15 protein-coding genes are annotated in these 14824 nt (G+C 70.0%); 10 read left to right on the forward strand and 5 right to left on the reverse strand.

The features are described 5' to 3' along the window. The first annotated feature begins 20 nt into the window (after positions 1–20). Positions 21–767 (forward strand): maleate cis-trans isomerase, encoded by a 747-nt coding sequence (locus AB0G28_RS14870; protein ID WP_361088326.1) that lies wholly within the window; start codon positions 21–23, stop codon positions 765–767. A gap of 1 nt (position 768) precedes the next feature. Next, positions 769–1485: a GntR family transcriptional regulator gene (locus tag AB0G28_RS14875; RefSeq protein WP_361088329.1), complete on the forward strand. Its 717-nt coding sequence runs from the start codon at positions 769–771 to the stop codon at positions 1483–1485. A gap of 160 nt (positions 1486–1645) precedes the next feature. Here the strand turns inward: AB0G28_RS14875 and AB0G28_RS14880 are convergent, their stop codons facing one another. Genes AB0G28_RS14880 through AB0G28_RS14890 form a run of 3 tightly spaced genes read right to left on the reverse strand, consistent with a single transcriptional unit; the run spans position 1646 to position 4695 of the window. Then, entirely contained in the window at positions 1646–2116 is a 471-nt protein-coding gene (locus AB0G28_RS14880) for a DUF4262 domain-containing protein (protein ID WP_361088332.1), read from the reverse strand. Positions 2117–2176: 60 nt separating this feature from the next. Then, positions 2177–3235: a tartrate dehydrogenase gene (locus AB0G28_RS14885; protein WP_361088336.1), complete on the reverse strand. Its 1059-nt coding sequence runs from the start codon at positions 3233–3235 to the stop codon at positions 2177–2179. Beyond that, positions 3232–4695, reverse strand: coding sequence for an NAD-dependent succinate-semialdehyde dehydrogenase (locus AB0G28_RS14890; RefSeq protein WP_361088339.1), 1464 nt, complete (start codon positions 4693–4695; stop codon positions 3232–3234). Before AB0G28_RS14890 ends, AB0G28_RS14885 begins: the two co-directional genes overlap by 4 nt. A 91-nt stretch (positions 4696–4786) precedes the next feature. On the opposite strand from AB0G28_RS14890, the gene AB0G28_RS14895 reads away from it, so the two are divergent. Together AB0G28_RS14895 and AB0G28_RS14900 are read left to right on the forward strand one after the other, a co-directional pair. Then, entirely contained in the window at positions 4787–6043 is a 1257-nt protein-coding gene (locus tag AB0G28_RS14895) for an aminotransferase class III-fold pyridoxal phosphate-dependent enzyme (protein WP_361088342.1), read from the forward strand. A 2-nt stretch (positions 6044–6045) separates the two neighbouring features. Further along, entirely contained in the window at positions 6046–6543 is a 498-nt protein-coding gene (locus AB0G28_RS14900) for a DUF3830 family protein (protein ID WP_003079597.1), read from the forward strand. 38 nt (positions 6544–6581) lie between these two features. Here the strand turns inward: AB0G28_RS14900 and AB0G28_RS14905 are convergent, their stop codons facing one another. Further along, positions 6582–7328, reverse strand: a complete 747-nt coding sequence (locus AB0G28_RS14905; protein ID WP_361088345.1) for an aldo/keto reductase — start codon at positions 7326–7328, stop codon at positions 6582–6584. A gap of 289 nt (positions 7329–7617) precedes the next feature. Between AB0G28_RS14905 and AB0G28_RS14910 the strand changes: the two genes are divergently transcribed. From AB0G28_RS14910 to AB0G28_RS14935, 6 genes are all read left to right on the forward strand, one after another. Beyond that, entirely contained in the window at positions 7618–7989 is a 372-nt protein-coding gene (locus AB0G28_RS14910; RefSeq protein ID WP_361088348.1) for a hypothetical protein, read from the forward strand. 5 nt (positions 7990–7994) lie between these two features. Beyond that, the gene (locus AB0G28_RS14915) at positions 7995–8471 is read left to right on the forward strand and encodes a roadblock/LC7 domain-containing protein (RefSeq protein WP_361088350.1); all 477 of its coding nucleotides are present in this window, start codon (positions 7995–7997) and stop codon (positions 8469–8471) included. Between the two features lie 108 nt (positions 8472–8579). Next, a complete protein-coding gene (locus tag AB0G28_RS14920) occupies positions 8580–9965 on the forward strand; it encodes an FAD-binding oxidoreductase (RefSeq protein ID WP_361088353.1) in 1386 nt (461 codons plus the stop codon). Between the two features lie 73 nt (positions 9966–10038). Continuing rightward, positions 10039–11601 (forward strand): acetolactate synthase large subunit, encoded by a 1563-nt coding sequence (locus tag AB0G28_RS14925; RefSeq protein ID WP_361088356.1) that lies wholly within the window; start codon positions 10039–10041, stop codon positions 11599–11601. A gap of 43 nt (positions 11602–11644) precedes the next feature. Beyond that, complete coding sequence (locus tag AB0G28_RS14930) at positions 11645–12448, forward strand: SAM-dependent methyltransferase (RefSeq protein WP_361088359.1); 804 nt, start codon at positions 11645–11647, stop codon at positions 12446–12448. Positions 12449–12614: 166 nt separating this feature from the next. Further along, positions 12615–13412, forward strand: a complete 798-nt coding sequence (locus AB0G28_RS14935; protein WP_361088362.1) for an SAM-dependent methyltransferase — start codon at positions 12615–12617, stop codon at positions 13410–13412. On the opposite strand, the gene AB0G28_RS14940 is transcribed toward AB0G28_RS14935, so the two are convergent. Then, positions 13409–14809, reverse strand: a complete 1401-nt coding sequence (locus AB0G28_RS14940) for an MFS transporter (protein WP_361088365.1) — start codon at positions 14807–14809, stop codon at positions 13409–13411. The genes AB0G28_RS14935 and AB0G28_RS14940 overlap by 4 nt on opposite strands. Between the last annotated feature and the right edge of the window lie 15 nt (positions 14810–14824).

The raw sequence follows: 14824 nt of genomic DNA on the forward strand, positions 1-14824 counted from the left end.
GCGTCCCCTCCGGAGGTTCCGTGACCACCATCGGCTTCATCTACCCCGACCACGCGGCCGAAGACGACTACCTGCTGGCCGAGCAGCTGCTCGGCGGCACGGCCGTCGACGAGGGCGACATCCGGCTGGCGGTCGAGCACATCTACGGCACCGACAAGCACGCGGTGGCCGAGCTGCTGGACCTCGGCAGCGAGGCCCGGCTCGCCGACGGAGCCGCCCTCCTCGCGAAGCACGAGCCCGCCGCGGTCATCTGGGCGTGCACCAGCGGCAGCTTCGTCTACGGCTGGGAGGGCGCCCGCGACCAGGCCGACCGCCTCGCGGCCGTCGCCGGGGTCCCGGCCTCCAGCACCTCCTTCGCGTTCGTGCACGCCGCGCAGGCCATGGACGTCAAACGAGTCGCCGTCGCCGCCAGCTACCCGGACGACATCGCCCGGCTGTTCGTGGACTTCCTCGGGGCCGGTGGCATCGAGGTCGTCTCGATGGCCAGCGCCGACATCATCACGGCCGCCGAGGTCGGCGCGATGACCCCGGAGGCCGTCGTGGAGCTCGCCGTGAGCCACGACCACCCGGACGCCGGGGCCGTCCTCGTGCCGGACACCGCCATGCGCACCCTCGGCGAGATCAACGCCGTCGAAGCCGCGCTCGGCAAGCCCGTGCTGACCGCCAACCAGGTCACGGTCTGGGAGGGCCTGCGCCTGACCGGGCAGCACCGGCTCGTCCGCTCGCTCGGCGCGCTCTTCCGCCACCTGCCGGACGGGAGAGCCTGACATGGCCCTGCCACCGGGCACATTGCCCGAGATCGAGCCGGTCAGCCGCGAGTCGACGGCCGCCGTCATCGCGCGTCAGCTACGCGACGCGATCATGACCGGCGCCCTCCCGCCCGGCACCCAGCTCGGCGAAACCGAGCTGGCGTCACGGTTCCAGGTGTCACGGGGGCCGCTCCGGGAGGCCATGCAGCATCTCGTCTCCGAAGGGCTCCTCCGCAGCGAACGGCACCGCGGGCTGTTCGTGATCGACCTCGAGCCCGGCGACGTCTACGACATCTATGCAGCTCGCTCGGCGATCGAACGCGCCGCCATGCTCCGCGCGCTGCGCGGGGACCGCGACCGGATCGCCGACCTGCTCGAACAGACCGTCGTCGAGATGGCGACCGCCGCAAGCGAAGACGACCCGAACGCGCTCTCCACCGCGGACCTCAAATTCCACGAGGTCCTCATCGACGCCTCCGGCAGCAAGCGGCTCGTCCGGATGGCCCGGACGCTCCTCATCGAGACCCGGATGTGCCTGACCGCGCTGCAGAGTACGTACCAGCGGGTCGAGGAACGTGTGGAAGAGCACACGAAGCTCATCCAGGCGCTGCGGGACGGCGACGAAGAGACGGCGCTGGCGCTGCTGGAGGCCCACATGGAGGACGCCGTGCAACGGCTTGCGCCGGGCACCAGCCTCAGGGGCGGGCACGTCCCGCCGGTGCCGGGAAACGCGTGACCGGAACGCCGCCACGCTTGATCGGAGCGCCGACGCGCGTGTTCGCAGGACCGACACCCGCGCCCGGACGGCCGGTTCGGGAACGACGAAGGACGACACACGGGCATGAACGGCCCGCGAGGGTGTCGGGAAGCAGTTGGTGGGCCGGGCGCACCTGCAGTCAGCGGCCACGACGCACCCCCAGCACCGGCTGCCCGCCTTCACCGTCGCGGAAGTCGGGTGACCACGGCCAGCGGCCCTGGTCGTCCGCGTGGACCAGTTGCAGCGCATGGATTTCCGGGCCGAACAGCGCGACCGCGAACACCAGGTGCGCCGACGGTTCCGCGAGCGCGACGACCTCGACCAGCGGGCCGCCCCGCAGCGGGATGCGTTCACCCGGCGAAGGTGGCGACGCGTGCAGGGAGTGTTCGGCCATGCCGTTGAGCAGGTCGCCCGCCGCCCGCAGGGGCAAGCCCGTCACGACCAGCTCCGGCAGGCCGAACCCGCTGAGCCCGATCGTGTAGGCCCAGGGCGGGTACAGGCCTGATCTTTCCACTCCCTGCACGAGCCAGCCCCGGTCGGCCACGCCTTCCCGGAGCAGCATCAGGTATTCGGACTGTGGCCGGTCCGGGTTGTCGCACTGCCAGCACATCGGTTTCTCCTCCCCCTCGGTGGGCTTGGGGCCACCGTGCCGGAGGGCACCGACAAAAACTCAGCCCAGCGCTTCGGCCACCGCCGTGCCGAGCCGTTCTGTGGTATCCGTGCCGCCGAGGTCCGGGGTGCGCACGCGGCCCTCGTCGAGCACCCGGTCCACTGCGGCCCGGATTGCTTGTGCGGCAAGGGTTTCGCCCACGTGTTCGACCAGCATCGCGGCCGCCAGGATCTGCGCCACGGGGTTCGCGATCCCTTGTCCGGCGATGTCCGGAGCGCTTCCGTGGACCGCCTCGAACATCGACGGGAATTCACCCGATGGGTTGATGTTGCCGGACGGTGCCATGCCGAGCCCGCCGGTGATCGCGGCCGCGAGGTCGCTCAGGATGTCGCCGAAGAGGTTCGACGCCACGACGACGTCGAGCCGGTCCGGCGCCTGGACCATCCGGGCGGCCAGGGCATCCACGTGCATCTGTTCACTGTGGACGTCCGGGAACTCCGCCGCGACCTCGGCGAAGATCTCGTCCCAGAACGGCATCGAGTGGATCAGGCCGTTGGACTTCGTCGCCGAGCAGACGCGGGAAGACCGCGTCCGGGCCAGTTCGAACGCGTACCGGATGATCCGCGTGACGCCGACGCGCGTGAAAACCGACTCCTGCAGCACGAATTCGTCGGGACGGCCGGCGTTGTGCCGTCCGCCGATCGCCGAGTACTCCCCTTCGGAGTTCTCGCGGACGATGACCAGCTCCAGCTCCTCGGCCTTCCGCCCGGCCAGCACGGACGTCGTGCCGGGCAGCAGCCGCACCGGCCGCAGGTTGACGTACTGCTGGAACGCGCGCCGCAGCGGGATCAGCAGGCCCCACAGGGAGACGTGATCGGGCACGCCGGGGAAGCCGACCGCGCCGAGCAGGATCCCGTCGAACGCCGAGAGCTGCTCGACGCCGTCGTCCGGCATCATCGCCCCGAGCCGGGCGTACCGTTCGCAGCTCCAGTCGAACTCGGTCCACTCCAGGGAAAAATCGAAGAGAGCGGCAGCCCGGTCGAGGACCTTGCGGGCCTCGACCGTGACGTCCACGCCGATCCCGTCGCCCGGGATGCTCGCCAAGCGGTAGGCCGTCACAGGGCCACCGCGATGTACTTGGTTTCCAGGAACTCGTCGATGCCGACCGAGCCGCCCTCGCGGCCGAGCCCGGACTGCTTGATCCCGCCGAACGGCGCCGCCGGGTTCGACACGATGCCCTGGTTGAGGCCGATCATGCCGGCCTCCAGGGCTTCCGAGACCCGCAGCGCGCGCTTGAGGTCACTGGTGAAGACGTAGGAAACGAGCCCGAACTCGGTGTCGTTCGCCTTCGCCACCGCCTCTTCCTCGGTGTCGAACAGCGTGATCGGGGCGACCGGCCCGAAGATCTCCTCGTGCGTCAGCCGCGCCTCCTGCGGGACGTCGGTGAGCACGGTGGCCGGGTAGAAGTGGCCCGGCCCGTCGATCTCCGAGCCGCCGGTGAGCACCTTCGCGCCGCGGTCGGTGGCGTCCTTGACCAGCTCGGTCACCTTGTCCACGGCGTTCTGGTCGATCAGCGGGCCGACCACGACGTCCTTCTCGGTGCCGCGGCCCATCGGAAGGGACCGCATTCGCTCGGTCAGCCGCCGCGCGAACTCCTCGGCGACTCCGCGCTGCACGTAAAATCGGTTCGCCGCAGTGCACGCCTCGCCGATGTTGCGCATCTTCGCCTGCATCGCGCCGTCGATGGCGGCGTCCATGTCCGCGTCGTCGAAGACCAGGAACGGCGCGTTGCCGCCCAGTTCCATCGACGTCCGCAAGACCTTGTCGGCGCACTGCTCCAGGAGCTTCCGGCCGACGCCGGTGGAACCGGTGAAGGAGAGCTTGCGGGCGCGGCCGTCGCGGATCAGCGGTTCCATCACACCACCGGAGTCGCTGGTCGTGACGACGTTGAGGACACCTTCGGGCAGCCCGGCCTCGGCGAGGATGCCCGCCAGCGCGAGCATCGACAGCGGCGTCTGGGCGGCCGGCTTGATCACCGACGTGCAGCCCGCGGCGATCGCCGGGCCGATCTTGCGCGTCCCCATCGCCATCGGGAAGTTCCACGGCGTGATCAGCAGCGTCGGCCCGACCGGCTGCTTCGTGATCAGGAACCGGCCGGCGCCGTTCGGGGCGGTCGCGTAACCGCCGTCGATGCGGACGGCTTCCTCGGCGAACCAGCGGAAGAACTCCGCGGCGTAGGCGATCTCACCCTTCGACTCGGCGAGCGGCTTGCCCATCTCCAGCGTCATCAGCAGGGCGAGCTCCTCCTGCCGCCGCATCAGCAGCTCGAAGGCCCGGCGCAGGATCTCGCCACGCTCGCGGGGCGCCATCTTCGCGAAATCGGCCTGTGCCGCGACGGCGGCGTCGAGCGCCGCGACGCCGTCCGACGGGGAAGCGTCGGCGACGTGGCACAGCTCCTTCCCGGTGGCCGGGTCGACCACCGGGAAGGTCTTCCCGTCCTGGGCGGCGACCCACTTGCCGCCGATGAACAGTTCCTTGCCGACCGCCTCGACGACGCCGGACTCGGTGCTCGCGCTCATCCCGACTTGCTCCTCACGTGTTGTCCCGGGGGCCATGCTATGGATATTGTCAACAATCGACAACCCGCTCAGAACGACCGAGGAGCACGCTGTGGCTCAGCTCTCTCCGCTGCTCAAGCAGGCAACGCCCGTCGTGGTCGACCACGGTGAAGGGGTTTACCTCTACGACGTCGAGGGCAAACGCCACCTCGACTTCACCGCCGGCATCGGCGTCACGAGCACCGGGCACTGCCACCCGCACGTCGTGCGGGCCGCGCAGGAGCAGATCGGCAAGCTCGTCCACGGTCAGTACACGACGGTCATGCACAAGCCGCTCCTCGAGCTGACCGAGCGGCTCGGCGAGGTCCTGCCGAGCGGGCTCGACTCGCTCTTCTACGCGAACTCGGGCAGCGAAGCCGTCGAAGCGGCGTTGCGGCTTTCGCGGCAGGCGACGAAACGCCCGAACGTCATCGTCTTCCAGGGTGGCTTCCACGGCCGGACCGTCGCGGCGGCGTCGATGACGACGTCCGGGACGCGGTTCAGCGCCGGCATCGGCCCGCTGATGGCGGGGGTGCACGTCGCGCCGTTCCCCTACGCCTACCACTACGGCTGGGACGAGCAGACCGCGACGAAGTTCGCGCTGCGGGAGCTGGACTACCTGTTCCAAACGGTCAGCGCGCCGAACGAAACTGCCGCGATGTTCGTCGAGCCCGTACTCGGCGAAGGCGGATACGTCCCGGCGAACACCGAGTTCATGGCGGGACTGCGCGAGCGCGCCGACCGCCACGGCATCCTGCTCGTCGTCGATGAGATCCAGACCGGCTTCGGCCGCACGGGGAAGTTCTGGGGCCACGACCACTTCGACGTCTCGCCGGACATCGTCCTCATCGCGAAGGGCCTCGCGAGCGGCTTCCCGCTGTCCGGCATCGCCGCTTCGCAGGAGCTGATGGCGAAGGCGTTCCCGGGATCGCAGGGCGGAACATATGGCGGCAACGCCGTTTCATGCGCGGCGGCGATCGCGACACTCGAGGTCATCCAGCAGGAGAACCTCGTCGAGAACGCCGCCGAACGCGGGCGCCAGCTCCTCGAAGGCGCGCGGGTGATCGCGGACAAGACGCCATCGATCGGCGAAGTGCGCGGGCTCGGGCTGCTGGTCGGCTCGGAGTTCACCACCGCCGACGGCGAGCCGGACACGGCGACCGCGCAGGCCGCGCAACAGGCGGCGGCGAAGAACGGCCTGTTGCTGCTCACGTGCGGGCCGTACATGAACGTCGTCCGCATGGTGCCGCCGCTGGTCGTCACCGCCGAGCAGGTCGACGACGCGCTGCGCGTCTGGGGAGACGTCGTCGCGTCGGTCGCGGGGAGCTGAGCATGGCCCGGTACATCACGATCACCCTCGACAAGCGCGGTGTCTCCTGCCGGGCCCGGCTGCTGGACGACGAAGCACCGCGCACCTGCAAAGCGGTCTGGGACGCGTTGCCGCAGAGCGGTTCCGCCTACCACGCGAAGTACGCGCGCAACGAGGTCTACACGCTCGTGCCGCCGTTCGCGGAACCCAAGCCGGGACGGGAGAACCCGACGATCACGCCGATCCCGGGCGACGTCGTGTACTTCGGCTTCGAGGCGTGGGAAATCGGCAACCCGGCGTACGGCTACGACGAAGGCAGCGAGGCGCACAGCGACCAGGGCGCGACCGACCTGGCGATCTTCTACGGACGCAACAACCTGCTGATCAACGGTGACGCGGGCTGGGTGCCCGGCAACGTGTTCGCCACGATCGAGGAGGGCCTGGCCGAGATGGCGGCGGCCGCGCAGGACCTCTGGCTGCGGGGTGTCGAAGGCGAGACGCTCTCGTTCGCGCGAGCCTGAAACAAGCCCGGCCGCGGGGAGACCGCGGCCGGGCCGGTTCACCCGAGCGCGTTCAGCCGCTCGAAGTCGTCGTCCGAGAGTGCTACTTCCGCGGCGGCGCAGTTCTCTTCGAGGTGCGCGACCGACGACGTCCCCGGAATCGGGATCACGACCGGCGAGCGGCGCAGCAACCAGGCCAGCGACACCTGGGCGGGTGTCGCGCCGAGGCCGGCCGCGACCTTTCCGAGCATCCCGCCCGCCGTCGCGTGATCGCCCCGCGCGATCGGGAGCCACGGCACGAACGCGATCCCCTCGCGCTCGCAGTAGGTGAGGACGTCGTCGGAAGCGCGGTCGGTCAGGTTGTAGCGGTTCTGCACGCTCGCGATCGGCGCGATGGCCCGCGCTTCGGCCAACTGCGCGACGCTGACCTCCGACAACCCGATCCGCGCGATCTTGCCCTCGTCCCGCAGCCGGGCGAGCGCGCCGACCTGGTCGGCGAGCGGCACCTGCGGGTCGAGCCGGTGCAGCTGCAGCAGCTCGAGGCGTTCGACGCGCAGGCGTCGCAGCGAAAGTTCCGCCTGCTGCCGGAGGTATTCGGGCCGGCCGAGCGGAACCCACTCGCCGCGGCTCGGGCGGGCGTGCCCGCACTTCGTCGCGATGAGCAGCCCGGGGTACGGGTGCAGCGCGTCAGCGAGCAGTTCTTCGTTCAGTCCCAGGTCGTAGGCGTCCGCGGTGTCGAAGAAGGTGACGCCGAGCTCGGCCGCCCGGCGCGCGACCGCCACGGCGCCGGCTTCACGTGGTCCCATTCGGTCAGCCGCATGGCGCCGAAACCCAGCCGGTGCACGGAAAAGCCGTCTTCGAAGGAGTACGTCGTGGTCATGCCGGAAGCTTCGCCGCCGTGCCCGTCACCCACCAGAGATTTAGCCAGAACTAAATCCGGGTTGAACACTCTCCGTAAGATTACCCATTGTTGTTAACGCGAACAGTCCATCGCGATTACGCCGTTCGGGGATATCCGGATGCATCGGCCAACTTTAGGGTGATCGAACCTGACCACGCCCGTGCGTCGCCGGAGACCGAGGAGAAGCGATCCCCATGAACATCGAAACGGCGCTGAAGGAAGCCCTTTCCATCACCGGTGCGGTGGGTGCGGCACTGGTCGACTACGAGAGCGGGATGGCGCTCGGCACGCTGGGTGGCGGCGACTGGCTGGACCTCGACACCGCGGCCGCCGGCAACACCGAAGTCGTCCGATCCAAGCTCAGAGTGATCTCCGCGCTGAGACTCAACGACGAGATCGAGGACGTCCTCATCACACTGCGCCGCCAGTACCACCTGATCCGGCTGCTGCAATCGGGCAAGAACAACTCCTCGCTGTTCCTGTACCTCGTCCTGGACCGGGAGCGGGCCAACCTCGCGCTGGCGCGCCACCACCTCAAGAACATCGAAGCCGAGCTGGTCGTGTGACGAGGATGCAGGCGGACGTGCCCGGGACCCCGGTCCCGCTGCCCACGCGCAGACAGGGAAGCGCCGAGACGGTCCCGGCGCAGCAGAAACTCCGCGAACCCCACCCGGACGCCAACGCCGCAGCCAAGGCACTGGAGAAGATCCGGGACAAGGTCGACCGCGTCAACATCACCGGACTTCTGGTGGCGAGCCGGGATGGCCTGCTACTGGCCAGCGACACCCAGGAAATCGAGGACGACAGCGTGGCGGCCATGGCCGCGGCCTCGGTCGGGCTCGCCACGCGGTTCGTCGGGCAAGCCGGCCTCGGCGAGGCACGGGGAGCGATGTTCCAGGGCTCCCTCGGACACGTCTGCGTCTTTCCCGTGCAAGGACCGATCCTGCTGGTCGTGTTCGCGCGGCCGGACACGACCATGGGCTTGTTCAACGTCGTCGCGCGCCAGGCGCTGACGCTGCTCCAGGATGCGTTAACCACGACTAACTGACCCCGGAAGCTCCTCCGCGCCAGAACGTGAAAAAGATTCATAGCGGCGTACCGGCGGTACGTACTACGCTGCGGTAACCACAGCGACGGCGCGGAGGAGAGACTGCCGATGGGCGACGTGACGGCACGGCTGGCCGAGATCGTCGGGGACAAGAACCTGCTCACGGGCGAAGCGATCTCCGAGGACTACGCGCACGACGAAGCGCTTACAGCGGAGCCGCAGAAGCCCGCGTACGTAGCGAAGCCGGCAACGGCCGAAGAAGTGGCGGAGCTGCTGAAGGCCGCTTCGGAGCACAAGGTCCCCGTGACCGCCCGCGGATCCGGCAGCGGGCTGTCCGGGGCCGCCCGGCCGAGAGAAGACGGGCTGCTCATCTCCTTCGAGCGCATGAACGCCGTGCTCGAAGTCGACACCGGGAACCACGTCGCCGTCGTCCAGCCCGGCGTGACCCTCGCCGAGCTCGACGCCAAGACCGCCGAAGCCGGGCTCAGCTACACCGTCTACCCCGGTGAGCTGAGCGCGAGCGTCGGCGGGAACGTCGGGACCAACGCCGGCGGGATGCGCGCGGTGAAGTACGGCGTCACCCGGCACAACGTCCTCGGCCTGCAGGCCGTGCTGCCGACCGGCGAGATCATCCGCACCGGCGGCAAGACGTCGAAGGTGTCCACCGGCTACGACCTCACCCAGCTGATCATCGGCTCCGAAGGCACGCTCGCGCTGGCCACCGAGATCACCGTCAAGCTGCACCCGCGGCTGCCCCACGGCGCCACCGTCCTCGCCCCCTTCGGTGACTTCGGCCAGGTGATGGCCGCCGTGCCGGAGATCCTCTCCAGCGGGCTCGCGCCGCACATCCTCGAGTACATCGACAACCTGACGATGGCGGCGATCGTCTACAACGAGAAGCTCGAGCTCGGCGTCCCGGACAAAATCCGCGAGACCAGCGAGGCGTACCTGGTGGTCGCGCTGGAAAACCGCGAAACCGGACGGCTGCACGAAGACGTCGAGACCGTCGGTGAACTTCTCGGCGAACTCGGCGCGACCGACGTCTACGTCCTCGAAGGCAACGCGGCGCGCAAGCTCATCGAGGCTCGCGAGAAGGCCTTCTGGACCGCGAAGGCGGCCGGCGCCGACGACGTGATCGACGTCGTCGTGCCGCGGACCGCGATGCCGCAGTTCATCTCGAAGGCACGGGAGCTGGCGATGGCCGCCGGCGGCGGTGCGCTCGGCTGCGGGCACGCGGGCGACGGGAACGTCCACTTCGGGATCTTCTGCAAGGACGCGGCCAGGCGGAAGCAGCTGCTCACCGATATCTTCGCCTACGGCATGGAACTCGGCGGCGCGATCTCCGGCGAGCACGGCCTCGGCCGCACCAAGGCCGGCTACCACCAGGAACTCGAAGACCCGGCGAAGATCGAGCTGATGCGCCGGATCAAGCAGAGCTTCGACCCCGCCGGGATCCTCAACCCCGGCGTTCTCTTCCCCGAAGGAACCGCATGAGTGAGCCTGCGAACGAATCATTCAACACAGCGCTTGCCGCTCAGGCCGCGCTGAGCGTCGGCGAGGTGCGCGCATGAGCGAGCTGAACGGCGCCCAGTCCCTGATCCGCACCCTGGTCGACGCCGGTGTCGAGGTGTGTTTCGCGAACCCCGGCACGTCGGAGATGCACTTCGTCGCCGCGCTCGACACCGTTCCGGAGATGCGGGGCGTGCTCGCGCTGTTCGAAGGCGTCGTCACCGGCGCCGCCGACGGCTACGCGCGCATCGCGGACAAGCCCGCCGCGACGCTGCTGCACCTCGGTCCCGGCCTGGGCAACGGCCTGGCGAACCTGCACAACGCGCGCCGCGCGCACACGCCGATCGTCAACGTCGTCGGCGACCACGCGACCTACCACAAGCAGTACGACGCGCCGCTGGAGTCGGACATCGAGGCCGTCGCGGGCTCGCTGGAAGGCTGGGTACGCCGCTCGGAGCACACCAAGGATGTCGGGGCGGACGCCGCAGCAGCAGTCGCCGCTTCCCAGGACGCTCCCGGCCGCGTCGCGACACTGATCCTGCCCGCCGACGCGTCGTGGGGCGAGGGTGGCGAGACGTGCGCGCCGATCCCTCCGCGGGTGCCGCAGGCCGTGGACGCCACGACCGTCAAGGACGTCGCCGCGGTGTTCGGCACCGGGGAGCCGGTGGCGCTGCTCGTCGGCGGCAGCGCGTGCCGCGAAGAAGGCCTGCGCGCGGCCAGCCGGATCAGCGCCGCAACCGGCGCGAAGGTGTTCGTCGAGACGTTCCCGTCTCGCCTGGAGCGCGGCGCCGGCCTGCCGAACATCGAGCGGCTGGGCTACCTCGCCGAGCAGGTCGCCTACCAGCTCGACGGCATCAAGCACGTCGTCGTCGCGGGCACGAAGGCGCCGGTGTCGTTCTTCGCCTACCCGGGCAAGGCCAGCGATCTGGTGCCCGAAGGCGCGAAGGTGCACACGCTCGCGTCGATCGCCCAGGACGTCACGCGCGCGCTGAACGAGGTCGCCGACCTGGTCGCCGCGGACACCGAACCCGTGCTGCAGCAGGCGTCGCGGCCCGCGCTGCCCAGCGGGCCGCTGACCCCGCAGAACTGGGTCGACGTCGTCGGCGCGCTGCTGCCGGAGAACGCGATCATCGCCGACGAGGCCAACACGTCCGGCCTGATGCTGCCGATGGCGACGGCCGGCGCGCCGCGCCACGACGTGCTGACGCTGACCGGTGGCGCGATCGGCTACGGCATGCCGGTGGCGACCGGGGCAGCCGTCGCAGCTCCGGATCGGCCGGTGCTGAACCTGCAATCGGACGGCAGCGCGTTGTACACGATCTCGGCGCTGTGGACGCAGGCGCGGGAGAACCTGAACGTCACGACGGTCCTGCTCAACAACCGCGCGTACGCGATCCTGCGGCTGGAGCTGCAGCGCGTCGGCGCGGCCTCGGGCGGTCCGAAGGCGAACGACCTGCTGGACCTGTCCCGGCCGGACATGGACTTCGTGAAGATCGCGGAAGGCATGGGCGTGCCCGCGTCGCGGGCGACGACGGCCGAAGAGCTCGCGGAGCAGCTGCAGCGGGCCTTCGCCGAGCCGGGTCCGCACCTCATCGACGCCGTGGTCCCGCCGTTGCTGTAGAAACCGGACTATCCTCCCGTCACACCGACGGCGAGGAGTGACGATGACCGACGAACACGCGAAGCGCGGGATCGACTTCGACAAGCCGAACGCGGCGCGCGTGTACGACTACTTGATCGGCGGCAAGCTCAACTACGCGATCGACCGGATGTTCGCCGAGCAGATCCTCCAGGTGCGGCCGGAGGCCAGGGACCTGGCGCTGCTGAACCGGCGGTGGCTGCGCCGCGCCGTGCGTTTCGGCGCCGAGCAGGGCATCCGCCAGTTCCTGGACATCGGCTCGGGCATGCCGACGGTCGGGCACGTGCACGAGGTCGTCCAGTCGATCGACCCGGAGTCCCGGGTGGTCTACGTCGACAACGAGCCGGTCGCCGTCGCGCACAGCGAGATCGTGCTGCAGGACAACGACAACGCGGCGATGGTGCAGGCCGACGCCGAGTTCCCGGCCGACGTCCTCCAGCACGAGACGACCGAACGACTGCTGGACTTCGACCGGCCGGTGATGGTGGTCATGGCGGCGTTCATCCACTTCATCCCGGACGAGCGCGATCCCGCCGGGCTGATCGCGGCCTACCGCGACGCGGTCGTCCCGGGCAGCTACCTGGCGCTGTCGTCGGGCACGTTCGAGGGCCAGGGCGAGGAGGTGCGCCGCGCGGCCGAGCTCTACCAGAAGAGCGGCACCGACGTCGTCGCGCGGTCGAAGGAGGAACTGCGGGCGCTGCTGGACGGCTTCGAGATCCTGCCGCCCGGGATCGTGTTCACGCCGGAGTGGCGCCCGGACGACCCCGCCGAAGTCGGCGAGCACCCGGAGCAGGCCAGCCAGCTGGCCCTGGTCGCGCGCAAGATCTAGGCACCCACCACCTGGAGCGCCGGGTTGGCGGGTGCCGAGACCGAGCTCGAGTGGTTAACGCGCGTTTACCGCGCCGTGGACCGCATGTTGAACGACACGAGTCACCTCGCGGGCTGACCGGCGGGTCCGGCTATTCTCGCGGCAGACTTGATCCAGGGAGCGGCGGATGAGCGAAGACGAGCACGCGCGGCGGGGCATCGACCTCGACAAGCCCAACGCCGCGCGCGTGTACGACTACATCCTCGGCGGGCAGCTCAACTACGCCGTGGACCGGATGTTCGCCGAGCAGGTGCTCTCCGCGCAGCCGAACGCGCGGGAGCGGGCGCGGCTCAACCGTCAGTGGCTGCGCCGGGCCATCCGGTTCGGGATGGACCAGGGCATCCGGCAGTTCCTCGACATCGGCTCGGGCATGCCGACCGTGGGACACGTGCACGAGGTCGCCCAGGCCGTCGACCCGAAGGCGCGGGTCGTCTACGTCGACAACGAGCCGGTCGCCGTCGCGCACAGCGAGATCGTGCTGGAGGACAACGAGAACGCGGCGATGGTGCACGCCGACGCCGAGTTCCCCGACGACGTCCTCGAACACGACACCACCGAGACCATGCTGGACCTGGACCAGCCGCTGATGGTGGTGATGGCGCTGTTCGTGCACTTCATCCCGGACTCCCGCGACCCGGCGCGGCTGATCGCCGCCTACCGCGACGCGCTCGCGCCCGGCAGCTATCTCGCCCTGTCGTCGGCCACCTACGAGCAGCAGAGCGAAGGCACCAACCGAGCCGTCGAGATGTACAAGCAGAGCGCGAACCCCGTTACGCCGCGCTCGGCCGACGAGCTCCGCGCGTTGGTCGACGGCTTCGAGATCGTCGACCCGGGCATCGTGTTCATCCCGGAGTGGCGCCCGGAGGAAGCCCACCCGAACCCTTCGGAGAGCGGCGGCCTCGCGCTGGTGGCGCGCAAGAACTAGACGGCGACCAGCTCCGGCGCGGTCCGCGTCTTCGGGACCAGCGCCGCCAGCAGCACACCGGCCAGCGCGGCGAAGGCGGCCACCGCGAACGTCGCGCGGAAGCCGGCCAGCGACGGCACCGGCAGGCCGCCGACCGTGATCGTGAGCTGGGCCAGCATCGCCGCCATGACCGCGCTCGAGACCGCCGTGCCGACCGAGCGCATCAGGGAGTTCAGCCCGTTCGCCGACGCCGTTTCGGTGACCGGCACCGAACCCATGATCAGCGCGGGCATCGCCGCGTACGCGATGCCGACGCCGGCCCCGATGATCACCGACGCCGTGATCAGCTCGAACGCGTTGTCCATCAGCACGATCGCGAACACGTACCCGGCGGCGATCACCAGCGCGCCGCTCATGAGCGTCGGGCGTGGGCCGAACCGGCCGATGAGCCGCGCCGAAACGGGCGAGAGCAGCATCATCACCAGGCCGTTCGGGGCCAGCGACAGCCCGGACTCCACCATCGTCTGGCCCAGCCCGTAGCCGGTCGCGGCGGAGGCCTGCAGCAGCTGCGGGAACGACAACGCCATGGCGTACATGGCGAACCCGACCATGATCGACGCGAGGTTCGTGAACAGCACCGGACGGCGAGCGGACACTCGCAGGTCGACCAGCGGGTCGCGCCGGCGCAGCTGGTAGGTGCCCCAGGCGAGCAGGACGACGATTGCCGCCGCGGCCAGCCCGAGCGTCGGCGCGCTGGTCCAGCCCCACGTGCCGCCCTTGACCACCGGGAGCAGCAGACACAGCAGACCTGCGGCCAGGCCGAACGCGCCGAAGTAGTCGAACGGCGCGGGCGTGCGCAGCGGTGACTCCGGCACCACGGTGAGGATGAGCAGCGCACAGGCCAGCCCGAGACCGGCGGCGGTCCAGAAGAGCACGTGCCAGTCGGCGTTCTCGGCGACGACGGCCGCGACCGGCAGCCCGATCGCGCCGCCCACGCCGAGGGTCGCGCTCATCAGCGAGATCGCGCCGCCGACGCGTTCCGGCGGCAGCTCGTCGCGCATGATGCTGATGCCGAGCGGGATCACGCCCATCGCGCAGCCCTGCAGACCGCGGCCGAGGATCTGGAACGCGAGCGCGCTCGTCGTCGCGGACACGACCGAGCCGGCGATGAGCAGGCCGAGGCTGACGAGGATCATCCGTCGCTTGCCGTAGAGGTCGCCGAGCCGTCCGCTGACCGGGGTGATGACGGACGCGGCCAGCAGCGTCACGGTGACCACCCAGGACGCGTCGGCCGCCGACGCGTGCAGCAGCCGCGGGAAGACCGGGATCAGCGGCACGACCAGCGTCTGCATGAACGCCGCGACGAGCCCGCAGGACGCGAGCACCACGACGATCGCGCGGCCCGACCGTCCGGACACCGGCACACCCCCCAG

Origin of the sequence: Amycolatopsis sp. NPDC021455 (assembly GCF_040640995.1) — a bacterium.
Classification (GTDB): Bacteria; Actinomycetota; Actinomycetes; order Mycobacteriales; family Pseudonocardiaceae; genus Amycolatopsis.

Excerpts from the sequence above, each read along its gene's own strand:
- AB0G28_RS14875 (WP_361088329.1), top strand. The coding sequence starts at position 769 with ATGGCCCTGCCACCGGGCACATTGCCCGAGATCGAGCCGGTCAGCCGC.
- AB0G28_RS14880 (WP_361088332.1), bottom strand. The coding sequence starts at position 2,116 with ATGTGCTGGCAGTGCGACAACCCGGACCGGCCACAGTCCGAATACCTG.
- AB0G28_RS14890 (WP_361088339.1), bottom strand. The coding sequence starts at position 4,695 with ATGAGCGCGAGCACCGAGTCCGGCGTCGTCGAGGCGGTCGGCAAGGAA.
- AB0G28_RS14900 (WP_003079597.1), top strand. The coding sequence starts at position 6,046 with ATGGCCCGGTACATCACGATCACCCTCGACAAGCGCGGTGTCTCCTGC.
- AB0G28_RS14905 (WP_361088345.1), bottom strand. The coding sequence starts at position 7,328 with ATGGGACCACGTGAAGCCGGCGCCGTGGCGGTCGCGCGCCGGGCGGCC.
- AB0G28_RS14910 (WP_361088348.1), top strand. The coding sequence starts at position 7,618 with ATGAACATCGAAACGGCGCTGAAGGAAGCCCTTTCCATCACCGGTGCG.
- AB0G28_RS14915 (WP_361088350.1), top strand. The coding sequence starts at position 7,995 with ATGCAGGCGGACGTGCCCGGGACCCCGGTCCCGCTGCCCACGCGCAGA.
- AB0G28_RS14920 (WP_361088353.1), top strand. The coding sequence starts at position 8,580 with ATGGGCGACGTGACGGCACGGCTGGCCGAGATCGTCGGGGACAAGAAC.
- AB0G28_RS14925 (WP_361088356.1), top strand. The coding sequence starts at position 10,039 with ATGAGCGAGCTGAACGGCGCCCAGTCCCTGATCCGCACCCTGGTCGAC.
- AB0G28_RS14930 (WP_361088359.1), top strand. The coding sequence starts at position 11,645 with ATGACCGACGAACACGCGAAGCGCGGGATCGACTTCGACAAGCCGAAC.
- AB0G28_RS14935 (WP_361088362.1), top strand. The coding sequence starts at position 12,615 with ATGAGCGAAGACGAGCACGCGCGGCGGGGCATCGACCTCGACAAGCCC.